Raw genomic sequence first — 25066 nt, forward strand, 5'->3', positions numbered from 1 at the left:
GGGGAGGGATGTTGCGCGAAGGGTGGTGGGGTTGTGCCGATGTGGATTTAGACCCGTTGCATTAGGGCTGGGCGTAATAATTGAGAAATATTTATCGTGTTGCGCACCTGTAGTGATTTATGTGGTGTACACTACTAAAAATATTAAATGTGGCTTAGAACATAGCTTTAGGTCACATTATTTTGCATGGCTTGACCTGCCCGCCCATCACCGCAGATAGCAGGCGCTCCTACAGGCGGAAACCCCGCCTCCAGAGCACGCGAGCCACCCACTCTACACTGCAAACACTGTATCAGCGCAGTCCACACCCACAAGGAGCCCATCATGAGCCCCCACCCCATCCCCTCCCTCTCCGGATTCAACCCGATCATGAGCCGCCGCGTACTGTTCGGCGGCGCAACCGCCGTCGCTGCTGCCGGCGTACTGAGCGCTTGTGGCTCCTCATCCTCCAAGACTGAGCACAAGGCAAGCGAAACCCCGTTCTATGAAATCAACGAGCAGGATGCCTCGAAGCTCAAGCAGGGCGGTACCCTGAACCTGAGCACTTACTCCCTTGGTCCGGACTTCAACCGCTTCTCCCAGAACGGCTCGAGCACCTCCGTCTCCGAAACCATGGGCATTATCGCCGGTGCCGGCATCTGGCGCAGCACCTTCAAGGGCGAAGATGAGCTCGACCCCAACTACTGCCTCGGCTTCGAAGCTAAGGAAGTAGACGGCAAGATCACCGCAGAGGTTCGCCTGAACCCCAAGGCAGTCTTCAACGATGGCACCCCCATCGACATCGACGCTCTCAAGGCAACCTGGCAGATTCAGCGTGACCCCGAGGGCGCGTACAAGATTGGCGCTGCAGGTATCTACGAGTTCATCGAAAGCGTTGAAGCTATCGATGGCGACCGCTACCACGCACGCGTTGTCCTCAAGACCGCCCACAACCCCGTCAAGGGTCTGCTCTTCGGCGGAATCCTGCACCCGGCAATGCTCGACGTCACCCTCTTCAATGAAGGCTTCGTGGACAACCCCCACCCCGAGCTCGGTTGCGGCCCCTTCACCCTGGCACCCAACGGCTGGAATTCCTCCGAGAAGACCTTCACTGCTGTGCCCAACGACAAGTGGTGGGGTGAGAAGCCCAAGCTGGACCGCATCGTCGTGCGTGAAATGGCAGACGCCGCAGCTCGCGCCGCCTACAAGAACGGCGAACTGGACGTCGTGGAATCACGTACCCTCAGCGCCTACAACGAGATGAAGGACGTTGCGAACTCTGAAATCCGCCGCGGTCGCCGCCTCTTCGCCGGTGGTATGAACCTGAACGCACAGCACATCACCGATGTTGCTGTCCGTAAGGCAATCTTCCTGGGTATCGACCGTGGTGCTCTGGCAAAGATTCGCTTCCAGGGTCTGCCTTACGAAGAGGAAGTTCCCGGCTCGATGCTTCTGTTGGGTTACTCCCAGTACTACCGCGACAACTACCCGGCACGTAACCCGGAGGAAGCACGCAAGGTCCTGGAGAAGGCAGGCTACACCAAGTCCGGCGACTTCTACGCGAAGGACGGCAAGACCATCACCCTGAAGCTGACCACCTTTGGTGATGACGCCACCACCAAGGGCCAGGCACAGACCTTCATTCAGAGCATGAAGGAAATCGGCATTAACTTCGAGCTCGATTCGCGTGCACAGTCTGAATTCTCGAAGGTTGTTGGTAACCGTGAGTACGACGTAAGCATTTCGGGCTTTGGCGTAGGCTCCGAGCCGACCAGTGCAGCCGAGTACTTCTACCACTCCAAGAACTGGGACGGCGTCGGCACCCCCGAAATTGACGCTATGGTCGACGAGATGGTCACCATCCTCGATGACGCTAAGCGCGCCGAGAAGTGCAACGAAATTGAGAAGAAGCACATGAGCGAGGTTTGCCTCTTCATCCCCTTCCTCAATGGCCCGGACTTCAAGGCATGCCGCCCGAAGCTCGCTAACTACGGTGCGTTCCTCTTCAAGAGCCTCGACTGGTCTACCGTCGGCTGGATGGCATAAGCCGCAGTTTTAAGCTCCCCGCCCCTATACGTTTTCGCAGTGTCGTATAGGGGTGGGGAGCTTTTTCTTTTGGAGGGTTCAAGGCGCTTTAGCTGCCCATCGATGTGCTTTTAACGTGTAATGATTCTCAAAGCATCGGATGTGACGCGCTCGCGCGCCAATGCGACATAATATTTCATTTTTTAGTTTTCGCACGTGGCTTCCGCGTGATGATGCGGTTTCAGCCGCTGAACCCGTGATTTTTAGACGGTGTATAGTTCTTCCACGGATTGGACTGTGGTCTGCGTCGCTTCTTTTGGGGGTATACTGTGTTTCAACCACAAACAATGTGGGGGCTCTCACAAAGGTGACGGGCGGGAGCTTCGGCGCTCCCGAAAAATCGGCGCACAACACGGTGCGCTTATCGAATAGCACCTGAGCCCTCCGGCATGAGGAGAATACATGACTCATCTACGTATTAATCGCCGTACCCTGCTGACCGGCACCGTTGCCCTGGGTACCGTCGGCCTGCTCGCTGCCTGCGGCGGCGGCTCTGACAAGAAGATCAGCGGTAAGGCTGCTTCGAGCACCGAGGAAATCGTCAAGAACCTCGAAATTAACAAGCAGGACCGCTCCTCCCTCAAGCAGGGTGGCGAGTTCCGCGGTAGCGTCTCCGCTGTCGGCCCGAACTTCAACATTCTGACCCAGAGCGGCTACACCACCGAGAATCTCAGCGCATTCGGTGGCGCCTGCAACATCCCCTCCGCTATCGGCTTCACCTCCCTGAGCCCCGCCGGCGAATACAGCCTCAATGACGACTACGTCAGCGACTACAAGGCTGAGACCGTTGACGGCGTTCAGACCATCACCTTCAAGCTCAACTCCAAGGCTGTCTTCAACGACGGCACCCCCGTTGACGTTGAGGCAATCCGCGCCGCGTGGACCGTCTACCGCAACCCCGATGACGGCTACAACGTTATCGCCGCTCCCTTCTGGCAGCAGGTGGCGTCCATCGACCCCGTGGATGGCGACAAGACCCGCGTCAAGATCGTTATGTCCAAGCCCCTGTACCCCGCTGAGACCCTCGGCCTGCTCGGTCTGCACCCCGCACTGACCGACAAGGAGCTCTTCAACAACGGCTTCGTGAACAAGCCCATGGATCAGTACTGGTCCGGCCCCTTCAAGATTGGCGAGTGGAACTCTTCGGCTAAGACCCTCACGCTCGTGCCCAACGACAAGTGGTGGGGCGAGAAGCCGCTGCTGGACCGCATTATCTGGCGTGAAATGGGCGATGAGGCAGAGCGCGCAGCGTTCAAGAATGGTGAGCTGGACAGCATCGGCTTTGCTGGCCTGGCAACCTACAACGCCGTCAAGGGTCAGCCCGGTGTCCAGATTCGCTCCGGCCAGAGCGTCGGCGTGATCAACCTGCAGTTCAACCCGACCCGCGTGACCGACACCGCCCTGCGCCGTGCAGTCTTCGCCGCGGTTGACCGCTCTCAGCTGGCTAAGGTCAAGTTCGGCCAGATCAACTGGGAAGAGCCTCTGACCGGCTCCCTGATTGCTATGCCCTTCCAGAAGGGCTACCAGGACGCTATGCCCACCAACCCCGGCCCCGAGGCTGCGGCAAAGATCCTGGAAGCAGCAGGCTACTCCAAGAATGGCGACTACTACGCCAAGGACGGTAAGACTGCAGGCTTCTCCATCACCTACTTCGGTTCGGATGCAACCTCCCTGGCTCAGTTCCAGAACCTCGAGCAGCAGCTCAAGGCAGCAGGTATTAAGCTCGAGCAGGACAACCAGCCGCAGTCCCAGTTCAACTCCGTGATGGGCTCTAAGCAGTACGACTGCGCCTTCTCCGGCTGGGGTATTGGTGCTGACCCCGCAGACAGTGTTCAGTACTTCTACACCAGCGAAATCAACGAAGGTGTGGGCGATCCCGAGCTGGATAAGTTCATCGCGTCTATTTACGAGAAGGAATCCCACGAGGAGCAGTTGAAGATGGCTGCTGAGGCTGAGAAGCAGCACATGGAGAAGGTCGCTATTTACTTCCCCTACGCTAACGGCCCCAGCTACGCAGCTGTGAAGGAGAAGCTGGCTAACTACGGTCCTTCCCTCTTCGCAACCAGCTACACCGACCCCAAGCGCTGGGTCAATGTGGGTTGGCAGAACTAAAGCCACAGGTTAATTTTCTGGATTTCTATTCGGTAGTTTCTGAATTTTTGGAGGCGCCGGCATAAGACTCCGGAAGGGTAAAGTCCCGCGGTATTCCGCCTTAGAGGCGGGGTGCTGCGGGACTTTTCTGCGTTTTTGATGGGTGGTTCTGTGGTGGGGTGGTTTCGGGAATGAGCTGAAATATTTCCCCTAAAACGGTGAACTGGGTCATAGTGGGTGGGAAATGTGTGTATACTATTGCCAATGCAAAATGTGCGTGCTGTCACAAAGGTGTGCGGGTTGTGTTCCCCCGCGTACAGCAAAGCAGCATCCCACCTAACTGAGGAAAACTAATGACCACTTTCACCCTCAACCGTCGTACCCTGCTCACCGGCACCGTTGCCCTGGGCACCGTCGGCCTGCTCGCAGCCTGCGGCGGCAACTCCTCCAAGAACGAGAACAGCGCTCTCTCCGCCGGCGACGACCTGTCCAAGGCAGTCTCCTACAACGAGAAGGACCGCTCCGCCCTCAAGGACGGCGGCGAGCTACGACTGAGCGCTGACGGCATTGGCCCGAACTTCAACATCCTCAACACCAACGGCTACACCGCCGGCAACCTGAACATTCAGGCAGCCATCAACTCCGCCTTCACCGGCGGCTTCTACGCCGACTTCCGCGGCGAGTCGCACATGAACGAGGACTACGTCACCGAATACAAGGCGCAGACCGTTGACGGCGTGCAGACCGTGACCTTCAAGATCAACCCGAAGGCAGCCTTCAACGACGGTACCCCCATCGACGTGAACGCCGTCAAGAGCTACCAGACCATCTACACCGCCGCGGCATCCGGTTCGGACTACCAGATTACCCCCTCGCCCATCTGGGAACAGGTCGCAAGCGTCGAGGCTGTGGACGGCGATACCCGCCACGTGAAGGTCACCATGTCCAAGCCCTGGTACCCCATCGAAGGCAGCTTCACCTCGTTCCTGCACCCGGCATTCGCCGATCCCAAATTCTTCAACGACGGCCTGAACGACAAGCCCCTCGACCAGTACTGGGCAGGTCCCTTCAAGGTCGGCGAGTGGAACTCCTCCTCCAAGGTGCTCACCGTCGTCCGCAACGAGAAGTGGTGGGGCCAGAAGCCCGCTCTTGAGCGCATCACCTGGCGTGAAATGAGCTCCCAGGCAGAGCAGGCAGCTTACAAGAACGGCGAAATCGACTACGTGGATGCCAGCACCCTCAGCTCCTACAACGAGCTCTCCGGCGTGGCAAACACCGACATTCGCAAGGGTAGCGCTCTCAGCGTGGGCAACTACGAAATCAACCCCGAAAAGGTGCCCCTGCCCGTCCGCCGCGCATTCGTTGCAGCCCTCAACCGTGAGCAGCTGCAGAAGCTGCGCTACGAGAAGCTCGGCTGGAAGGAAACCCTGCCCGGCTCCATGTGCATGCTGCCCATGCAGGAAGGCTACCAGGACAACTACCCGACCAAGCTCGGCAAGGACGTCGCTACCAAGATCCTTGAGGACGCAGGCTACACCAAGTCCGGTGACTACTACACCAAGGACGGCGCTAAGGTCTCCTACCCGGTCATCACCTTCGGTAGCGACCCGGTTGTCAGCTCCACCGCGCAGTTCCTCGTCCAGCAGATGAAGGAAATCGGCGTTGAACTGACCATCGAGAACCACGGTGCCTCTGAAATGTCGAGCATCATCTCCTCGAAGAACTTCGCGATTAAGACCGGTGGCTACGGCATCACCACCTCCCCGGTGGATGCGGCGAACTACTTCTACATCTCCGAGACCAACAACGGTCACGGTAAGGATCTGGACTCGCTGGCAGCAACCATGATGTCCACCGAGGACCCGAAGGAACAGCTCAAGATCATGAACGAGCTGGAGAAGCGCCACCTGGACGAGGTCGCCATCTACGTGCCCACCCACAACGGCCCGAACTTCAAGGCGTGCCGTAAGGGCCTGGCGAACTACGGCCCCATGCTCTTCGGCCTGCCCTACTACAACCCGAACGTATGGATCAACGTCGGTTGGGAGAAGCAAAACTAAGCGTTGAGCACCGCTCACACACTCCATAAGGGGTAAAAGCGCTACAGCGGCGTGTTACAAAAGGATTAAAACCTTCTGTAGCACGCCGCTTTCCCGTTCCTAAGAGAGTCGCACGGATATACTTAAAACAAATGTGGGCATTCTGCCCGCAACCCCGGCAGAGACTGTCCTCCCGCCGGGTTGGAGTGTGGGTTACGCACCGTTCGCGTACCGCCTCCACAACACTGCGAATACTCTAGGAGAAATTCCATGAAGAGCATGTCTGTCTCTCGCCGTACCCTCCTGACCGGCACCGTTGCCCTCGGCACCGTTGGTCTACTGGCTGCCTGCGGCAGCTCGAAGGAAAAGGTTGGCGGTAGCGCCGCTAACAACGCTGAAGATATTCTGAAGAACCTTCAGGTCAACAAGCAGGACCGTTCCTCCCTCAAGCAGGGTGGCACCCTGACCCTCGCGGCTACCGCCCTGGGCCCCAACTTCAACCTGCAGACCCAGAGCGGCTACACCTCCAGCAACCTGGACGCTCTGGCACCCTGCAACATTCCCGCCGTGATGGGCTTCTACACCATGAGCCCCGAAGGCGAAGGTACCCTCAACCCCGAGTTCTGCACCGAGCACAAGACCGAGACCGTCAATGGCGTGCAGACCGCGACCTTCAAGATCAACCCCAAGGCTACCTTCAACGACGGCACCCCCATGGACGTGAACGCTGTTCGCGCCGTGTGGAAGGTCTACCGCGCAACCACCGACAACCCCTACCACATCACCGATAACACCATGTGGCAGCAGGTTGAGAGCATCGAGGCTGTGGACGGAGACAACTTCCACGTCAAGGTCACCATGAAGGCTCCGTACTACCCCTCCGAGGGTCTGTGCGCCTTCGCAATCCACCCCGCACTGGAAGACGTCAACCTCTTCAACGAAGGCTTCGTTGACAAGCCCCTCGACCAGTACTGGGCTGGCCCCTTCAAGGTTGGCGAGTGGAACTCCTCCCAGAAGGTTCTCACCCTGGTCAAGAACGACAAGTGGTGGGGCGAGAAGCCGGTGCTGGACCGCATCATCTGGCGTCAGATGGACTCCGAAGCAATCCGTGCAAGCTTCAAGAACGGCGAACTGGACGCCTTTACCTTCGTGGGCGCAACCAGCTACAACGCTGTGAAGGGCCAGGCAGGCACCGAGATTCGCCAGAGCCAGAACACCAACGTCAACATCATTCAGCTGAACCCCAAGCGCATCGAGGACCTGGCACTGCGCCGCGCAATCCTCGCTTCTGTGGACCGCGAGCAGATTGCTAAGGCATACTTCTCGCAGCTCGGCTGGACCGAGCCGCTGCCCGGCTCCATCATCGCAATGCCGTTCCAGAAGGGCTACCAGAACAACTACGCTGGTGACACCGGTGCACAGGCAGCTGGCAAGATTCTGGAGGCCGCAGGCTACTCCAAGTCCGGCGACTACTACGCTAAGAACGGCAAGGTTGCTGGCTTCGCTCTGACCTCCTTCGGTTCCGAGGCTGTCTACCAGGCGGTCTACCAGATTCTGGAGCAGCAGCTGAAGTCCGCAGGTATCCGCCTGAGCGCTGACAACCAGCCGCAGTCGAACTCCAACTCCGTGCTTGGCCAGAAGAGCTACGAAGCAATCTTCACCGGTTGGGGCGTTCTGCCCGACCTGGCTTCCTCGGCACCCTACTTCTTCACCACCGAGGTGTTCGGAGTCGGTGACCCCGAAGTTGATAAGCTCATCGAGAAGCTGCAGAACACCGAGAAGGAAGACGAGCGCATCAAGATCGCTAACGAGGCGGAGAAGCTCTACTACGAGAAGGTCGCAGTGTACCTGCCCTACGCAAACGGCCCGATGTACGCCGCTGTCAAGGCTAAGGTTGCGAACTACGGTCCGTCCCTGTTCAAGCAGAGCTACACCAGTGCTGACTACTGGGTCAACGTTGGCTGGCAGGAGTAGTACCGCTTGCGGTAACGCTCTAGCCGTCCTGTAGGACAACAGAATCCCGGGTGCTCTCATACAGAGAGTGCCCGGGATTTTTCTGTCCCGCTTGTTCTGCGTCCTTTAGCTGGATACATTAGCGGGATATGTAATTACAAAAAAGAAGGGGAGGGGAACACCGCCCTAATACCGCCCTAACCGGTTGCTACCACTCACCCAGGTACAGGGCGCGCTCCTGCAGGTACCTCAACATCTTCGGGTTCTGCCGCAGATAGAAGATACGGTAAATGCCGCCTCCAGCAACGATGAAAGCCAGCGGGAACCCCAAAATCACGAGCACACGGCTCATATTAGCGGACAGGTCAAAAGGATCACCGCTGGTTGCCACCAGCACAATCCAGAGAGAATAGCCCACGCAGGCGAGCAGAGTGCCCCACATGCCGCGCACGAGCCAACTCACCAGCGTTACCGCAATGACCCACGCCAGTGCCAACGTGAACTGGTGCCGCTCCGCCTGAGCCCATGGGAGCGCCCCCACGTAAATAATTGCGGGGATGCCCAGGTACCCGGGGATATTCAGCGAGGCAAGAATGTTCACACAAAAATAGCCCAAGAAAATAGCGCTCAACGACGAGGACAGGAACAGGTGCAGGGGAATCATGCCGTCACCGCTATAGACGGCGGTCGGGCCAGCGTACACGGTTTCAAACATGAGGGTCAGCGGAGTCATCATGTACTCAATCCAGATGGCCAGCGCAAAGGCACCGAAAATGCCCAGAGCCTGCATCAGAGCAATCAACCGTGAACGCGCATCGTGAGGAATGGTGAAGCTCTGACCCTTCGCCTTGACGCCGCAGAGATGAACGACAGCTACCATTGCCGCGATGCACAGTATCCAGCGCACGAGGACCCCAGGCAGCTCAGGAAGACCTCTCATAAGCCCTCGTAGCGGGGTCACCCCAGGCTCCGGGGAGCAGTGTAATAGCGTGAGTACCCTCGGGGAGGCTGGTGGAGGAAGCAAGCCGGTGCGGCTCGTAGATAACCCACCACAGAAGGCAGGCTGGAATCAGCGCGGAGAGCTTACGCAGCAGAACCGGGAACGGCGCTGACTCGTAGACGAGCGCCTCAAGATTGAGCCGGCGCATCAGCCGCCGAACAGGAGAAAGAGCGCGTAGCTCTTTTTGCTGCTCTTCCCACACCTCGGTATCCCATGTCCTAGTATCAGAAGACATCATCGTATTCCCTATCACTTGAGAACTTCCTTGTTGGGCGTATTCTTACACTAGCATAAATACCCCCCCCGGCTAGTGCCTAAACCCCAGCAAACCCGGTCTAGCAAACCCTGTCCAAAGAACCAGCACATCAGGAAACAGGACATAAGGGAAAGGGGGTATAGAGGAAAGGGAGCATAAGGAAAGGGACCCCACCACAATGGTGGGGCCCCTTAGAGCTTAGAAAGCGAACTACTTAGTGGTCACCTTCAGGACAGTGCTCAGGTTCTGGTGAGCAACGCCCGGCAGACCCTTAACCTCAGCGAACTTGCGGGTGTTGGTCACAATAACCGGGGTAATCAGCGGGTAACCCGCCTCCTTGATAACCTCAGGATCGAACTCAATCAGAGCGTCGCCAGCAGCAACAACATCGCCCTTAGCAACCTTCACGCTGAAGCCCTTACCGTCCAGGTTCACGGTATCCAGACCAACGTGAATCAGCAGCTCAATGCCGTTCTCCAGCTTCAGACCCACAGCGTGGCCCGAGGGGTAGGTTGCAGCAACCTTACCGGCTGCGGGAGCAACAACAGTGGTACCGGTCGGCTCAATAGCCACACCCTCGCCCAGCTTGCCAGCAGCGAAAATCGGGTCCGGAACATCAGACAGAGCAACAGCAGTACCCTCAATGGGAGCGTGCAGCTCAATGACCTCACCGGCGGAAGCAGCGGGTGCAGCAGCGGCGGTCGCAGTAGCGGCAGCAGCCGGAGCAGCCTTAGCGGCAACAGCCTCAGCCTTGGGAGCGGCCTCAGCATCCTCAGCCTTACGCTCCGCAGCGTGCCTTACAGCGTCAGCCTTCGACTCGTAACCGAACAGCAGAACACCGGTCATAGCGCCGAAGAACGCAATAGCCAGACCAATCACGTACAGGTAGGAAGGCTGCATAGCCGGAATCGACAGCAGCGAAGTGAACGCGAACGCGTAGGACTTAACGCCCAGGAAGGAAATGGTAGCGCCACCAATAACAGCGGGAACCAGAATAATCGGAATCACGCGCTTGTAACGGAGCACAACACCGTACAGGGACGGCTCAGAAATACCACCGAGCAGACCGGACATCGACGCACCAACAGCGGTCTGGCGCAGCTCGCGGTCGTGCTTAGCCTTAATAGCCACACCTGTCACAACACCGAACACAGCGAAGTTGTATGCACCCATCGGGGACTGAATGAAGTCAGTACCCATGGTCTGCAGGTTGTTAATCATGACAGCGTTCAGCGGCCAGTGCAGACCCAGCGGAACCATGAACAGGTACAGGCCAGCAATCAGAGCACCAACCAGAGCCGGAGCAACATCGTTAATCATCTTCAGGAAGTCAGAGATGCCCATAGCCACACCGATACCGATGGGGCCAACCAGGAACGCGGTCACCGGAACCAGAATCATGACCGAAATCATCGGCACGAACACCATCTGCAGCATCGAAGGAATAACCTTCTTCAGGAAGCGCTCAAGCGGAGCCAGCAGAGCAACAGCTAGCAGCGGGGGGAAGACCTGGCCGGTGTAGCTGAATGCGTACAGCGGCAGATCCAGACCGAAGAACGGAACGTTCAGAACCTTGGTGGTCTTGTCAGCCAGAGCAGTCAGATCGGTGAAAGTACCGGTCATCAGTGCAGCGGGGATAGCCGCACCAACCCACATGTTCGCGCCCAGACGCTTAGCAGCGGTAGCACCCAGCATGATGGGCATGAAGTTCAGAACCGACAGCGAAGCAGCCTTCAGAATGTACCAGAAAGCGAACTGCTGCATCCACTGGGTGTTCAGAGCCTTAGCAGCCTCCGGGTCAGCCACACGAGCACCGTTAATGATGTCGATGTTCACGCTTTGACCGGTCAAGTCAGTGTACTGGCCGAAGAAGCCCAGCTGCTGCAGGAACACAATCAGGGTCAGAATCATCGAGGTACCCAGAAGTGCCCACAGCAGAGGACGGAAGGAGTCAGACAGAACGTCGAAGACGTTGGTAAGCCAGCCGGACTTCTTGCCCTCAGCCTCAACCTTGGTGTCACCCTCAGCGTGGCCGGACATAGAAGGCAGAGCGTTGATTTCGTTGTACACAGCCTCAACGCGATCGCCCAGAACAACCTGAGTCTGGCCGGACTGCTCAATCACAGAGAGAACGCCGGGCAGGCCCTCAATCTTCTTGTTCTGCACTGCATCGTTAGACACAGGAGTGACACGAAGGCGGGTTGCACAGTGAGTAATGTGCGCGATGTTCTCGGGGCCACCCAGGCCGTCAAGAATCTTCTCGCCAAGTTCGCGGTTATTCACGATACTTCCTTAGATATGCGGTCAATGTCTATACGGTTGCTGCCGGAGGCTGTGCCTACCTGACGTTGCGGTAGCCGAGAAAGCCCCGGAAAACACGTCCAGAAAACACAAAAGACCCGAGTCTCTCGACCACCGGAAGCACTACACTCGTGCCCACTATGGAGCTTCGGTACAGCAAATAGAGGGGATTCTCGGCAGATATATGCTGCCGTCCCATACGGTGTTGAGTAACTCAGGTCTTGCCTGCCAAACCAGTAACAACCCTGAAGAAGGTTTCCCTTCTCAAATAGTTCCCTGTAACTCTAAGGGTTTTCCCAGGTTAAGAGCAAGGTGAGAGGCAAAAGCTATCAGAAGCTGTTAAATATTTCACCCAAGTGATAGATGGGACACACCCTCGGTGCTGCTAGTAGGAGTACTCCGGCTGGTTCCGGAACACTACGGAGGGGATGCTTGCGAAGACACGAAAGGGCCCCGCATCCACAGGATACGGGGCCCACACGCTACCGAAGCAGCTACCTTTCCGACTAGCTACTTAGTCGGGAAGAAATTTAGCGGAGCAACCTCCAGCTCAGGGTAATTACGCTTCTGCCAACGGCGATTACGATGCGCATTCACCTCAATCAGCGCGGCACCCAGAGCACCGGCACCCAGAGACGTCCACAGCAGATGCGGAAGCACAGTAACGAACTGGTGGTACTCCACCAGAATCGGCACGAACAGCGCCGCGAAGAACACCGCCAGCAACGCGCCAAACAGCAGAACACGAGCACGGTTGAACGGACGAGCCACCGCAGCCAAGTTCCACAGACCCATCATCACCAGGGTAATGAACGAAGCCGTCTGAATCTGACGGATATCCTCAACACCCATGCCGCGAGCCGTGAACGTCACCGCCAACAGCATCGCAACCACAATAATCGAGTTCGGAACCGTGTAATTCAGCACGCGGCGCAAGAAGCCCGGCACGTAACGGCGCGAATTCGGCAGCAGAGTCAACGCGAAGGACGACGCACCCACAATCAAGAAGTCCGCAGTCGAGTACTGACGCGGCAAGAACGGGAAGGTCAAACCGAAAATACTGAACAGAACACCCAGAAGAATCGCGAAACCAGTCTTCGTCAAGAACAGGTTCGCCACCATCTCAATGTTCGTAATGACCTGACGGCCCTGCTCCAACGCAGCCGGCAGAGACGAGAACTTACCGTCCAGAAGAACCAGGCGAGAAACAGCCTTCGTCGCCGGAGCAGCGTTACCCATCGCAATACCCAAGCTTGCATGCTTAAGCGCCAGAGCGTCATTAATGCCGTCACCGGTCATCGCCACCACATGGCCGCGCTCCTTCAGAGCAATCACCATGTTCTTCTTCTGCTCGGGCGACACACGACCGAAAATATTGTGAGTAACCGCAGCCTCAGCAAGCTCCGGACCGTCCTCAGGCAGAGTCGACGCATCAACCGCGCCCGCAGACGTATCCATGCCCGCAGTCTTCGCAGCCGCAGCTACAGTGAACGGGTTATCACCCGAGAAGACCTTCAGAGTCACACCCTGACGGTGGAAATACTCCACAATTTCAGGCGCATCCGCACGCACATTCTCACGGAAAATCACGAACAGAACCGGGGCAGCATCCGACGGGATCTTCTGGATTGGCTCATCCTTCTCATTGCGAACCACCGCAGAAGCATGCGCCAAAACCATCGTGCGCAGACCCAGCGCCGCCAGCTCAGCGGCACGCTCACGCTCAGCGGTGCCCTTGGCGAGAAGTGCCTCCGGAGCACCCAGAAGCCAAGCACCCGAATCCTTAAACTCAATCGCGCTAAAACGCAGCGCCGACGAGAACGGCACAATACCGCTCACCGAAGCCGAGGAAGCATCCGGGAAACCGCCGGTCAGAGCCGCCGCAGTCGGGTTCGCGTTCTCATCGTGACCGAACCACGCCAGCGCCTCATTCCAACCGGCGGGCAGAGAAGCACGCCAGGAAGTGTGCTCAGCCGAGTCAGCATCGGGGCCCTCAGCCTCAGCAACGGTGTCCAGCGGGCGCACCGAATCAAAAATCACGCCACCCTCGGTGAGAGTGCCGGTCTTATCGAAGCAGACCACGTCCACACGAGCCAGAACCTCAACCGCAGGCTGCTCCTGCACCAGGATGTTGTGTTTACGACCCAGCGCCACAGCCGCCGCCGCAAACGCCAGAGTAGTCATCAGTGCCAGGCCCTGCGGAATCATCGAAGCAACCGAAGACACCACCGCAATAGAAACCTGCTCCCACAGGTGGTTCTGCTGCACGGTCTCCAGGCCGCCAGCGGCCTGAATCTGACCCCACGACACCACAGGAATAATGACCGCAAGACCCACCGTAATCCAGCGGACCACACGGTTCAGCGCATCACGCAGCTCGGACTGAATACGTGAGAACTGGCGCGCCTCATCAGAAATCTTGCTTGCACGAGAATTAGCACCCACGTGAGAGAGCAGGACGCGGCCAGTACCACCCAGCACACTCGACGCCGACAGCACCATATCGCCGGGGCGCTTAGCAATCGGGTCGTTCTCACCGGTCAGCAGGGACTCATCCAGCTCCAAAGAATCGGAGGTGAGTACAACAGCATCCGCCGGAACCTGATCGCCGCGCTTGAGGATGACAACGTCACCCTCAACCAGCTGCTCCATCGGAACCTCAACGCTTTTGCCGTCACGCACGGCAGTAGCGGGGGAGCGGTCCAGCAGGGAGATGCGGTCCAGCTCAAGCTTCGCCTTGTACTCCTGCACAAAACCAATCACCACGTTAGCGATAACAGCCCCCAGGAAGAGCAGATCAGCCCAACGCTGGTACATGATCACCACGGCACCACAGGCACCCAACACAAAGTTGAAGACCGTGAACAGGTGCGCACGCATAATGCTCCACAGCGTGCGAGAAGACTTATTGTTCTGGGTATTGACCCTACCCTCAGCAGTCAGGCGGGCAACATCATCGCTGCTCAAACCGTGCTGGGCAATATCGAAAGATCCGCTATGCGGTGTTTCAGAATATTCGGGAATGTAGCCGGCAACGGCAGGCGCTGCCGTTTTCTGCTGAGGATCCATGCGGGGGTCTCTTTCTCGAATGGATGGAATGCTGAACTGAATAGAGTTCAGTATTGCGGACACTACCTTTCAGTGTATCCGTGCAGGAGGGGATAAAGATAATCTCCGCCCTGTAATGAACTGATATTTACAGCCATTCCAGAACGGAGATTTAATATATGCGAATACTGGCATATTTTGAGGTGGAAAGTGTTTGCGGGATGGTTCACTAACGCCCTATAAAATCAGCGCGCCAGCAGACTCAGCACGCTAGCAGACTCAGCGTTCCGGCAGAATCAATAAACGATTCGTCACCGGATGCCTCAACACCTCAATCGGATGCTGATACACCTCAGACAACAACTCCGCCGAACACACCTGCTCAGGGGCGCCCGAAGCAACCACCTCACCACCACGCAACAACACCATACGGTCAGAATACGCAGCCGCCACATCCAAGTCATGCAGCACCGTCAACACGGCAGCACCCTCAACAGCCAACTCACGGCTCACCCGCAACGTCTGCTCCTGATGCGTAATATCCAACGCCGCAGTCGGCTCATCCAAAAGAATCAGCGGGGTCTGCTGAGCGAACACACGCGCCAAATGCGCACGGCCACTCTCACCACCGGACAGAGTCGTAATATCGCGATCCGACAAATGAGTCACCGACGTACGCTCCATCATTGAAGCAACCACGGCGTCATCCTCTTCAGCGCGCTCCGTGCCCTTCCACGGGGTGCGGCCCATCTGAACCACCTCATGCACCGTGTACGAAAACGCCACATTCAACTTCTGCAACAGCATCGCACGCTGACGCGCCATCTGACGGGCAGGAATTGAACCCAGAGGGGCGCCATCCAACAGAATCTCACCGCCACTGGGGGCAATATCACCAGCAATCACACCCAACAGAGTCGACTTACCGGCACCATTAGGGCCAATCAGCGACACAACCTCGCCCGCAGCAACAGACAAAGACACATCATTCAAAATCTGACGCCCACCAGCGTTAAAACACACACCGGACAGGCTCAACAATTCACTCACGAAGCACCTCCGCCCTGACCCAGGGAACGACGCAACAACACGAAGAACGTCGGGCCGCCCACCAAAGCCGTAAAAATACCAATCGGCAAATCAGCAAAAGGTACCAGCGTACGCGCACCCAAATCAGACAGCGCAATCAACAGCGCGCCGCCCAATGCCGAAGCCGGCAACAACACACGATTCGACGGACCCAAAATCATGCGCAACAGGTGAGGAATAATCAGACCAATAAACGCAATAATGCCCGCATACGCCACCGCAGCACCCGTCAACAAAGCCGTCGCCGCAATAGACACCGCACGCAGGCGCTCCACGTTCACACCCGAATGCTGCGCCGCACGCTCACCCAACGCCAGAACATCCAGCGAAGAAGCCATCACAAAACACGCCACCAAGCCAATCAGAATAACCGGCCACACGCTCGCCACAGCCTTCCATGTGGAACCGTTCAGCGAACCCATCTGCCAGAACACAATCTGATCGCGGCTCGTCGTATCAGCAATAAACATGAGGAACGCAATAATCGCATTCGCCACCGCAGTCACCGCAATACCCGTCAAAATCATCGACAGGACCTTCGCACGACCCGAAGAACGCGACAGGAAATACACCAGCGCAGTAGCCGCCAACGCACCCACAAACGCGAATGCAGGAGTCGTGAAAATACCGAAGAACTGCAGGTTCAACACAATCGACAAACACGCGCCAACCGCCGCACCTGAGGAAACACCAATCACGCCCGGCTCAGCCAACGGGTTACCAAACACCGACTGCATCACCGCGCCGGAGGTACCCAAAGCGGCGCCCGCCAGCACGCCCAACAGCACACGCGGGAAACGGATATTCCACAGAGTGCTATCCGCCAGCTGCATCGCCGGGTTCTCCGGTGCCAGGCCCAGGCGGCGGCCCACAGAAGCAACCACCTGATCAATCGGGATATTGTACTGACCCAAACCCGCAGACAGCACCATCACAACGCACAGCGCCACCGCCAAAAACGTAAACGTCAGACCGGCACGACGCCGACGCGAAGCGCGATAATCCCGCGCACCCGTAGCACTCTTCACGGCAGCCACTACTGGGCCCCCGCAGGAGTCGAGTACGCAGCCTTAGCCAGCGAGAGCAACACCGCCGGAGTATTCGGGCCATAGGACAGAATCTGGCCGTCGCCCATATCAATAATGCGCTTATTCTTACCAGCAGTCGTCTCACCCACACCCGGGCGAGCCAAGAAACCATCCAAACCGCCGGTGGACTTAATGCCGCCGCTCATGGTCAGAATGACATCCGGGTTCAGCTTCACCAGCGCCTCACTGGTCGCCGGAATAATATTCGTCGCGTTCTGCTCAGACGCCACATCCTTGCCGCCAATAGCCTGAATCAAATCGTCAGCGCCCGAACCCTTGCCGAGCACAAAGAACACGCCAGCAGTACCGCGCACGTACAGGAACGCGAACGACACCTGCTGTGCACCCTTCGGGGCGACGTCCTTGAGCACCTGCAGGGCATAATCCAGGTCCTGCTGCACGCGGGTAGCAACCTGCTCGCCCGCCTCCGGAACACCCAGTGCCTGCGAAACAGCCTTGAGCTGCGGAATGATCTTATCCATACGACGCTCATGATCGAAGACCACCACGGTCACGCCCGCTGCGCGCAGCTGATCCACAATCTCAATCGGGCCGTTGCTCTTATCCCACAGCACCAGGTCCGGGGAGGTCGCCAGAATCGCCTCAGCGTTCAGGTCGTGACCGTTCTGGGTCACCAGCGGCAGGTGAGCCAGCGACTGCTCCGTCGAGGAGGTGACACGGCCAACCAGACGACCGCCCAGGCCCAGCGCAATCATCTGCTGAGCCAGAGTGCCGTACAGGTCCAGTGCCAGCACACGGTCAGCGGACTTAACGGTCACCTCAGTGCCGTTGAAATCCTTGAACGTCACGGGGAAAGCCGGAGTGGGGGTATCGACCATCGGCTGAATTTCGGGGGTATCCGCGGCGCTATTGGGGCCGCGCAGAGCCTTCTGATCTGGGGCAATAGAAGAACGCAGCTGATCGGCAAGGCTCTCCAAAACGGTGCGGGTGCTCTGCTCATCCACCACAGCCTGCGAAGTACTTGAAGAAGCGGCAGGGTTCTGAGTACCCACACCGCAAGAGCTCAGCAGGAACGCGGAAGTGATGGAGAACGCCGTATACTTCACTGCATCGCGGCGGTTCAGGGCAGAAGAAGAAAGGGAAGAAAACATCGTCGTCTCACAGAAAAAAGGGAACTAGAAAAACTGGGGTAGGCGCCGGGGTAAAACCTGGTACCTGAAGCGGGGGTGCAGTGAAAATCTGCACCCCCGCATGGGCCGTGTCGGCTCACCGGTGAACCTTATGGTTGAGTCTCACGGGCAAGCCGACAGCGTGGGCATCCTCGTGAGGTGCCGTTATGCCTTCTTGCGGCGGCGAGTGTATACGACGGTACCCGCGCCGGCTGCAACAGCGATGAAGCCTGCAACCAGGGTGCCCTCAACACCGGAGGCGCCGGTGGAAGCCAGAGGCTTGCCGGTGACCGGGTCGCAACCCTCACCCTCGTAGACAGTCTCGGACACGGTCTTGGTGGTGGTCTTCGCGCCGTTAATCGCCGCGGAGAAGCTCAGCGGAGCCATGTCCTTACCGGCGTCGTAGAAGCCAGCAAACGCCTTCGCGCCCTCAGCGGTCAGGGTGGTTGCCGCACCGTTGACGCTCACAGCGTCAGCGGAGCTCTGCAGACCCGAAAGATCCACCTTCAGCAGTGCCACCTCACCGTAGTTAGTTGCCTTGCCGGAGGGGTCATTGCTGTTCATGGTCGCGTAGAGAGTGCCGGAATTACCGTTAATCTCAAGGCGCGGGTTCGCAATGGTGGTGTCCAGAATGCCGTGGTGACCGGTGAAACGAACCGAACCGCTGAAGGAGATGGAACCCTTACCGCCCTTGAAGGTGCCGGTGCCGTTAGACCAGTTGAACGCATCCGAAGAGTAGGAGGTGCCGTTCAGCTCCCAGCTACCGTTCGCGATGCCGCCGCGCACGTAGTTGCGGAAGGAATCACGCACGCCCCAGCCAAGGTTTGCGCTCTTAATGGTGCCGTCGGATGCGCCCTGCTCCTGCACCTCGCGGGTGCGGGTGACGGGTACGCAGACAGGCTGTGCCGGGTTGTTGCTGACAGAACTGTTCGAGGAGAAACCGCCGTTAGAAATGCTGCCGGAGGTGCCTGCCGAACCATTAGAACCGGAGCCGTTAGCGCCGGAGTTACCGGAGGCGTTCGAGGAGCTGTTATCGGAGGAGCCGTTCTCAGAACCCTTGTTATCGGAGGACTTATTCTCAGAGACGCGGGGAACCTCAACGGTGTTCTCCGCGGTCTGCTCGCTGAGCTTTACGGAGAAGCTCAGCGGCGCCATGGCGTTGTCGGCACCGCGGTACTGGCCCGCGAAGAGCACGTCGGAACCTTCAGCGGTGAGCGCGACTGCTGCGTTCTGTGCGGAGAAGACGCCGTCCTTCACGCTCGCGCCGGAGAGGTCCACCTCGGCGATAGCCAGGCCGGTCTTAGAAACGGACTTGCCGTCGCGGGTCAGCGCGTCAACGTCAGCAACCAGGGTGCCCTTGCCGTTGACGACGACCAGGCGCATGTTCTTGATGGTGCTCTTGAGCTGACCGTTGTGGCCGGTGAACTCTGCGGTGCCCGCGAAGTTGATCTGACCGGTCTTGGTCTCGGGGTTGTACACGCCGGATGCCTGAGTGTACTTGAAGCCGCCAGCCGCGGTCTTCTCCATGCCCTCAACGTTCACGGAGCCGTGCGCGAAGCCGGTCAGGTACTTCAGGAAGGACTCGCGGATATCCCAGCTGAGGGTGCCGGACTCGACGACGTTGCCGGTGACCTTTTCTTCACGCTTGGGCTCGGTGGTTGCGGCGGGGGAGGAGGGAGCTGTGGAGGTGGGAGCTGCGCTCGGTGCTGCAGAAGTGGGCTCTGCGGGCTTGGGTGCCTCGCTGGTCGGTGCGGAGGAAGGCTCTGCGGTCGGCGCAGCACTCGGCTCGGCGCTGGGTTCAGTGCTGGGCTCAGGGCTCGGCGCGGGTGCTTCCTTGGTCACGATGGTTGCGGAGAAGCCGAGTGCATCCAGCTCCTGACCTGCCTTGTAGAAGCCCGCGAAGGCGCCGGTTGCCTCTTCGGAAAGCTTGACGCGGGTGCCGTTTTCCTCGTCAACGCTGGGCAGGGTGATGGTGTTACCCTCAACCTTCAGACCGGAGGCGTTGAAAGTGCCGAGGGTCATGTTCTTGGTTTCGACCAGGTCGTTCGGGGTGGTGTTGCCGTTGTAGGGGCGCGACTGAACGTTGGCGCGCACGGTGCCCACGCCGTCCTTAATGGTGACGGAGAGGTCGGAGATGATGACTTCCAGCAGACCGTGGTGAGCGGTGTAGTGAATCGAGGAGCCGGTGAAGGTGACCGAGTATTCGCCGTTAGCTACGGTGCCTTTGGCGGAGGTGAAGTGGTAGGAGCCGTCTTCGTTGGTGGTGACGCCGGTCAGTTCCTGGGAGCCCTGGGAGAAGGCGCCGTTGATGTAGGAGCGGAAGGACTTCTTCAGGCCCCAGTTGACGGTGACGTCCTGCAGGCTCTGCTCTGAAGCTGCGGTTACCTCACCGGCGCTGACGTGGGAGTTGGTTTCAGCTGCGAAGGCTACGGGTACGCCAGCGACGCCGCTGAGACCGATGGTTGCTGAAGCCAAGAACGCCCAAGTGCGCTTGGTGAGAGAGGGGGTAGACATTCGGTGTCTCCTTGGATTCTGTGATTGTGGTGTTCGTATCAAGTCTAGCCCTATTAGCCTATGTTTGTGTAACTTAATGCCTAGGGTGACTTGTGTATGAGGTTTACCTTAGCAAATTTTTTTGTGAGAGCTATTGCCAAAACCGGTTTTTGGTGACAATATGTCATTAACAGGTTTTGGTGACATCGTGTCACTAAAACATTTATTGTTCACCCACAAGCCACTTTAGGAACTCACCATGACTGTGACCGCCCCCGAAACCACCCAGGAACGCTTCTCCGCACGCCTGAAGGAAAGCACCAAACATGTCCATGACAACGCCGAACACTCCACCTTCATGGAAGACCTCATGGGCGGCTCCCTCAACACCGAGGCATACCTGCGCCTCATCAACCAGTACGTGCACATCTACGAAGCACTCGAAGCAGTCTCCGAACACTACCGCGCAGAACCCAGCCCCATCACCGAACCCTTCACCCACCCCGGCCTCGACCGAGCAGAATACATCCGCGCAGACATCCGCGCACTCGGCCAGGAAGGTGACATCGACGCGCCCCTGCCCGCAACCGCAGAATACGTAGAGCGCATCCGCGCCACCATCAACTCCCCCGAACGCTACCTCGCACACCACTACCTGCGCTACCTCGGCGACCTCTCCGGCGGCCAGGCAGTCGCAGCGCTCGTCACCCGCCACTACGGCATCCCCGCAGAAGCACTGAGCATGTACCGCTTCACCGAACTGCCCAAGCCCAAGGTCTTCAAGGACGGCTACCGCGAACTGCTCGACAACGCACCCCTGACCGACGAACAGCGCGAAGCCCTCATCGAAGAATGCATCGAAGGCTTCCGCATCAACGCCTCGCTGTTCGCACAGCTGGGCCGCAAGGTCGCCGAGGCATAAACACCGAACACCTCAACGCTCAACGCCTAAACACTCAAGGCACAAGTTCGCTGGCACAAGCCAGCGGGCATAACAAAAGGGGCGGATGCTTTCACAAGCATCCGCCCCTTTCGGCGTTAGTCTCAAACTAGTCGAAAACTAGCCCTTCGCAACCTCACCGAAGTAAGAAGCGAGAGTACCCTCGTGAGCTGCACGCAGCTCATCCAGGTCAATGGAAACCTCATCCTGGAAGTCCAGAGCGTTCGACTCAGCATCCACCACACCAATACGTGCGAAGGGGAACTGGCGAGCGGTGCACATATCTTTGAAGCGCACCTCCTCAGAACGCGGAACCGAAACCACAACACGGCCCAGGGACTCCGAGAACAGCAGGGTGAACAGGTCCACGCCGTCACGCTCAGCAACCTCACCCAGACCAATGCGGGCACCGGTGTTGAAACGCAGGCAAGCCTCCGACAGAGCAGCAGCCAGACCACCAGCAGACACGTCGTGCGCGGCATCAATCATGCCGTCACGAGACATGTTCACCAGCATGTCACCCAGCTGACGCTCCAGAGCCAGATCAACCTTCGGCGGCTGACCGCCCAGGTGACCCTTGAAGCGAGCCCACTCGGAGCCGTCCAGCTCATCGCGAGTGGTACCCAGCAGGTAGATAGCCTGACCGTCATGCTCAGGAGCCCAACCCGACGGGGTGCGGCGGGTGACGTCATCCATCACGCCCATCATCGCCACCACGGGGGTCGGGTTAATAGCCTTACCACCGGTCTGGTTGTACAGGGACACGTTACCGCCGGTCACCGGAACACCCAGCTCCATGCAGCCATCAGCCAGGCCGCGAACAGCCTCAGCGAACTGCCACATGACGTCCGGATCCTCGGGAGAACCGAAGTTCAGGCAGTCAGACACAGCTACGGGGCGTGCACCAACGGTCGCAACGTTACGGTACGCCTCAGCCAAGGACGCGCGAGCACCCTCGTACGGATCCAAGTAGGTGAAACGCGGGGAGGCGTCGGTCGCCAGAGCAACACCGAGGTTGGTGTTCTCGTCCACGCGCACCACGCCGCCGTCGTCCGGCATGGACAGGGCGGTGTTGCCCTGAACGTAGCGGTCGTACTGGTTGGTGATCCAGGACTTGGAGCACATGTTCGGGGAGGCCATGAACGCCTTGATTGCCTCGCCCAGCTCCTTACCGCGCGGGCGGGAATCGTCGGCAGCCGAACCGGTGAAGTGGTTAGCCTGAACGTCATCCTGCCACTCGGGGCGTGCGTAAGGACGCTCGTAGGTCGGGCCGTCGTGCGCAACGGTGCGGGGGTCAACATCCACGATGACCTCGCCGTCCCACTCGATAACCAGGCGGCCAGAGTTGGTGACCTCACCGAGGAAGGAGTACTCCACGCCCCACTTGTTCATGATCGCTTCGAAGCGCTCCACGTTCTCGGGGGAGACAACAGCCATCATGCGTTCCTGAGACTCAGACATCAGAATCTCGCCGGGGGTCAGGGTGGGGTCACGCAGCAGAACCTTGGTCAGGTCGACGTGCATGCCGCCCTCACCGTTAGAAGCCAGCTCGCTGGTTGCGCAGGAAATACCCGCAGCACCCAGGTCCTGAATACCCTCAACCACGGAGCCCTTGAACAGCTCCAGGCAGCACTCAATCAGAACCTTCTCAGCGAAGGGGTCGCCCACCTGAACGGCAGGACGCTTCGAGGGCTTGGTGTCATCGAAAGACTCGGACGCCAGCACCGACGCACCGCCGATGCCGTCGCCACCGGTGCGTGCACCGAACAGAACAACCTTGTTGCCCACGCCCGATGCGTTCGCCAGGCGGATGTCCTCGTGACGCATAATGCCCACAGCCAGTGCGTTGACCAGCGGGTTTGCCTGGTAGCAGGAATCGAACTCAACCTCGCCGCCGATGTTCGGCAGACCCAGGGAGTTACCGTAACCACCAATACCGGCAACCACGCCGCCAATAACACGGGCGGTGTCCGGGTGATCAATCGCGCCGAAACGCAGCGGATCCATCACAGCAATCGGGCGTGCACCCATGGAAATAATGTCACGCACAATACCGCCCACACCGGTCGCAGCACCCTGGTAGGGCTCCACGTACGAGGGGTGGTTGTGGGACTCAATCTTGAAGGTAACAGCCCAGCCGTCACCAATATCGGTCACACCGGCGTTCTCACCGATACCGACCATCAGGTCCTTCTTCATCTCATCGGTGACCTTTGCACCGAACTGCTTCAGATGAACCTTAGAAGACTTGTAGGAGCAGTGCTCGGACCACATGACCGAGTACATTGCCAGCTCAGCCGCGGTAGGACGGCGACCAAGAATCTCCTTAATATCCTCGAACTCGTTCTCCTTCAGACCCAGTTCAGCCCAGGGGAGTTCGGTGTCCGGGGTTGCCGCCGCGTGCTCGACGGTGTCGAGGTTAAACTGCTTTTCGCTCATAACTTCTTAGAATCCTTGTCGTGCGTTAGCGGGCGTTAATCAGGTTGGCAAGAACGGAGGTGAACACGCCGAGACCATCGGCGCCACCGCGCAAAGAAACCTCACCAAAACCGGAAGAGGAAGGACCGAAGCCAGGCTCCACAGCGTGCTCCGGGTGCGGCATCAGACCGACCACGTTACCGCGCTCATTGCTGATACCAGCAATGTCATTACGGGAACCGTTCGGGTTGAAACCAACGTAGCGGAACACCACGCGACCCTCAGCCTCCAGCGCTTCCAGAGTCTTCGGGTCAGCAACATACTGACCGTCCTGGTTCTTCAGAGGGACAACAATCTCCTGGCCAGTAGCGTAATCGCTCGTCCAGGAGGTGGAGTTATTCTCGATGCGCAGAACCTGGTCACGGCAAATGAACTTGCGGTGATCGTTCTTAATCATCGAACCGGGCAGCAGGTGAGACTCAGTCAGAATCTGGAAACCATTGCAAATACCTAGAACAGGCAGGGGAGCGGAACCGGAGGTACCAGCAGCGTTAGCGGCATCAATCACCGAACGCATCACGGGAGCCTTCGCAGCAATAGCGCCAGCACGCAGGTAGTCACCGTAGGAGAAACCGCCAGGAATAATGACGGCATCAACGTTCTTCAAATCAGCGTCGTCGTGCCACAGCTCAACGACGGTACCGCCAGCCAGACGGACAGCACGCGCAGCGTCACGGTCATCCAGGGTGCCAGGGAAAGTCACCACGCCAACGCGTGCGTCAGCGAAAGCGGGGTTCGGGGAGTAGATAGAGAAGTCGCCAACCAGGGGGACTTCAGTGGGTGCGAGGGACTCTGCCATAGGTATTAGTCCTCCAGAACCGAAACGTTCACAACGTCTTCGATGACGGGGTTCGAGAGCAACTCTTCAGCAGCCTTGCGGGCAGCCGCGAGGTGCTCCTCGGTTGCCTCACCCTCGACGGTCAGCTCGAAGCGCTTACCCTGGCGAACATCAACGAAGGAATCAACGCCGATACGGGGCAGCTCGTGAGAAATAGCCTTACCCTGCGGGTCAAGAATTTCGGGCTTGAGCATAACATCAACAACAATACGGGCCATGTGTGGGCACTCCTTGGGTGCGTGGGTTCTGTATGAGCCG

At 58.4% G+C, this 25066-nt stretch carries 16 protein-coding genes; 5 read left to right on the forward strand and 11 right to left on the reverse strand.

The window, feature by feature from the left end:
- Positions 1 to 324: 324 nt before the first annotated feature.
- The 4 genes from HMPREF2927_RS02585 (at position 325) to HMPREF2927_RS02600 (ending at position 8168) form a co-directional block, all read left to right on the forward strand.
- The gene (locus HMPREF2927_RS02585; RefSeq protein ID WP_070685245.1) at positions 325 to 2025 is read left to right on the forward strand and encodes an ABC transporter family substrate-binding protein; all 1701 of its coding nucleotides are present in this window, start codon (positions 325 to 327) and stop codon (positions 2023 to 2025) included.
- A gap of 441 nt (positions 2026 to 2466) precedes the next feature.
- Positions 2467 to 4176 (forward strand): ABC transporter family substrate-binding protein, encoded by a 1710-nt coding sequence (locus HMPREF2927_RS02590; RefSeq protein ID WP_070685247.1) that lies wholly within the window; start codon positions 2467 to 2469, stop codon positions 4174 to 4176.
- A 332-nt stretch (positions 4177 to 4508) separates the two neighbouring features.
- Positions 4509 to 6215: an ABC transporter family substrate-binding protein gene (locus HMPREF2927_RS02595; protein WP_070685249.1), complete on the forward strand. Its 1707-nt coding sequence runs from the start codon at positions 4509 to 4511 to the stop codon at positions 6213 to 6215.
- 249 nt (positions 6216 to 6464) lie between these two features.
- Positions 6465 to 8168 (forward strand): ABC transporter family substrate-binding protein, encoded by a 1704-nt coding sequence (locus tag HMPREF2927_RS02600; protein ID WP_070685251.1) that lies wholly within the window; start codon positions 6465 to 6467, stop codon positions 8166 to 8168.
- Positions 8169 to 8355: 187 nt separating this feature from the next.
- Here HMPREF2927_RS02600 and HMPREF2927_RS02605 read toward each other — a convergent pair whose 3' ends face one another.
- From HMPREF2927_RS02605 to HMPREF2927_RS02635, 8 genes are all read right to left on the reverse strand, one after another.
- Positions 8356 to 9027 (reverse strand): hypothetical protein, encoded by a 672-nt coding sequence (locus HMPREF2927_RS02605; protein ID WP_246827335.1) that lies wholly within the window; start codon positions 9025 to 9027, stop codon positions 8356 to 8358.
- A gap of 43 nt (positions 9028 to 9070) precedes the next feature.
- Positions 9071 to 9385 (reverse strand): hypothetical protein, encoded by a 315-nt coding sequence (locus tag HMPREF2927_RS09220; RefSeq protein WP_246827336.1) that lies wholly within the window; start codon positions 9383 to 9385, stop codon positions 9071 to 9073.
- Between the two features lie 228 nt (positions 9386 to 9613).
- Positions 9614 to 11686, reverse strand: coding sequence for a glucose PTS transporter subunit IIA (locus HMPREF2927_RS02610; protein ID WP_070685253.1), 2073 nt, complete (start codon positions 11684 to 11686; stop codon positions 9614 to 9616).
- A 528-nt stretch (positions 11687 to 12214) separates the two neighbouring features.
- Entirely contained in the window at positions 12215 to 14773 is a 2559-nt protein-coding gene (locus tag HMPREF2927_RS02615) for an HAD-IC family P-type ATPase (protein WP_070685255.1), read from the reverse strand.
- A 258-nt stretch (positions 14774 to 15031) separates the two neighbouring features.
- A complete protein-coding gene (locus tag HMPREF2927_RS02620; protein ID WP_070685257.1) occupies positions 15032 to 15802 on the reverse strand; it encodes a heme ABC transporter ATP-binding protein in 771 nt (256 codons plus the stop codon).
- Positions 15799 to 16878: a FecCD family ABC transporter permease gene (locus HMPREF2927_RS02625; protein ID WP_070685259.1), complete on the reverse strand. Its 1080-nt coding sequence runs from the start codon at positions 16876 to 16878 to the stop codon at positions 15799 to 15801. The genes HMPREF2927_RS02620 and HMPREF2927_RS02625 overlap by 4 nt, the downstream gene beginning before the upstream one ends.
- Positions 16878 to 18041, reverse strand: a complete 1164-nt coding sequence (locus HMPREF2927_RS02630; RefSeq protein ID WP_070685261.1) for a heme/hemin ABC transporter substrate-binding protein — start codon at positions 18039 to 18041, stop codon at positions 16878 to 16880. Before HMPREF2927_RS02630 ends, HMPREF2927_RS02625 begins: the two co-directional genes overlap by 1 nt.
- Before the next feature lie 183 nt (positions 18042 to 18224).
- The gene (locus HMPREF2927_RS02635) at positions 18225 to 20573 is read right to left on the reverse strand and encodes an HtaA domain-containing protein (RefSeq protein WP_070685263.1); all 2349 of its coding nucleotides are present in this window, start codon (positions 20571 to 20573) and stop codon (positions 18225 to 18227) included.
- 238 nt (positions 20574 to 20811) lie between these two features.
- On the opposite strand from HMPREF2927_RS02635, the gene HMPREF2927_RS02640 reads away from it, so the two are divergent.
- Positions 20812 to 21474 (forward strand): biliverdin-producing heme oxygenase, encoded by a 663-nt coding sequence (locus HMPREF2927_RS02640; RefSeq protein WP_070685265.1) that lies wholly within the window; start codon positions 20812 to 20814, stop codon positions 21472 to 21474.
- Positions 21475 to 21612: 138 nt separating this feature from the next.
- On the opposite strand, the gene purL is transcribed toward HMPREF2927_RS02640, so the two are convergent.
- Genes purL through purS form a run of 3 tightly spaced genes read right to left on the reverse strand, consistent with a single transcriptional unit; the run spans position 21613 to position 25026 of the window.
- Positions 21613 to 23931 carry a phosphoribosylformylglycinamidine synthase subunit PurL gene (purL, locus tag HMPREF2927_RS02645; protein ID WP_070685267.1) on the reverse strand — a complete coding sequence of 773 codons (2319 nt, stop codon included), beginning with the start codon at positions 23929 to 23931 and terminating at the stop codon, positions 21613 to 21615.
- A gap of 25 nt (positions 23932 to 23956) precedes the next feature.
- The gene (gene purQ / locus HMPREF2927_RS02650) at positions 23957 to 24769 is read right to left on the reverse strand and encodes a phosphoribosylformylglycinamidine synthase subunit PurQ (RefSeq protein WP_070685269.1); all 813 of its coding nucleotides are present in this window, start codon (positions 24767 to 24769) and stop codon (positions 23957 to 23959) included.
- A gap of 5 nt (positions 24770 to 24774) precedes the next feature.
- Complete coding sequence (gene purS, locus HMPREF2927_RS02655) at positions 24775 to 25026, reverse strand: phosphoribosylformylglycinamidine synthase subunit PurS (RefSeq protein ID WP_005507194.1); 252 nt, start codon at positions 25024 to 25026, stop codon at positions 24775 to 24777.
- Positions 25027 to 25066 lie beyond the last annotated feature (40 nt).

The sequence above is a fragment of the Rothia sp. HMSC061E04 genome (assembly GCF_001813685.1).
GTDB classification, from domain to species: Bacteria; Actinomycetota; Actinomycetes; order Actinomycetales; family Micrococcaceae; genus Rothia; species Rothia mucilaginosa.

What these genes read in the sequence shown, in the direction of transcription:
- HMPREF2927_RS02585 (WP_070685245.1), top strand. Translation starts at nt 325, where the DNA reads ATGAGCCCCCACCCCATCCCCTCCCTCTCCGGATTCAACCCGATCATG.
- HMPREF2927_RS02590 (WP_070685247.1), top strand. Translation starts at nt 2,467, where the DNA reads ATGACTCATCTACGTATTAATCGCCGTACCCTGCTGACCGGCACCGTT.
- HMPREF2927_RS02595 (WP_070685249.1), top strand. Translation starts at nt 4,509, where the DNA reads ATGACCACTTTCACCCTCAACCGTCGTACCCTGCTCACCGGCACCGTT.
- HMPREF2927_RS02600 (WP_070685251.1), top strand. Translation starts at nt 6,465, where the DNA reads ATGAAGAGCATGTCTGTCTCTCGCCGTACCCTCCTGACCGGCACCGTT.
- HMPREF2927_RS02605 (WP_246827335.1), bottom strand. Translation starts at nt 9,027, where the DNA reads ATGGTAGCTGTCGTTCATCTCTGCGGCGTCAAGGCGAAGGGTCAGAGC.
- HMPREF2927_RS09220 (WP_246827336.1), bottom strand. Translation starts at nt 9,385, where the DNA reads ATGATGTCTTCTGATACTAGGACATGGGATACCGAGGTGTGGGAAGAG.
- HMPREF2927_RS02615 (WP_070685255.1), bottom strand. Translation starts at nt 14,773, where the DNA reads ATGGATCCTCAGCAGAAAACGGCAGCGCCTGCCGTTGCCGGCTACATT.
- HMPREF2927_RS02630 (WP_070685261.1), bottom strand. Translation starts at nt 18,041, where the DNA reads ATGTTTTCTTCCCTTTCTTCTTCTGCCCTGAACCGCCGCGATGCAGTG.
- HMPREF2927_RS02635 (WP_070685263.1), bottom strand. Translation starts at nt 20,573, where the DNA reads ATGTCTACCCCCTCTCTCACCAAGCGCACTTGGGCGTTCTTGGCTTCA.
- HMPREF2927_RS02640 (WP_070685265.1), top strand. Translation starts at nt 20,812, where the DNA reads ATGACTGTGACCGCCCCCGAAACCACCCAGGAACGCTTCTCCGCACGC.
- purL (WP_070685267.1), bottom strand. Translation starts at nt 23,931, where the DNA reads ATGAGCGAAAAGCAGTTTAACCTCGACACCGTCGAGCACGCGGCGGCA.
- purQ (WP_070685269.1), bottom strand. Translation starts at nt 24,769, where the DNA reads ATGGCAGAGTCCCTCGCACCCACTGAAGTCCCCCTGGTTGGCGACTTC.
- purS (WP_005507194.1), bottom strand. Translation starts at nt 25,026, where the DNA reads ATGGCCCGTATTGTTGTTGATGTTATGCTCAAGCCCGAAATTCTTGAC.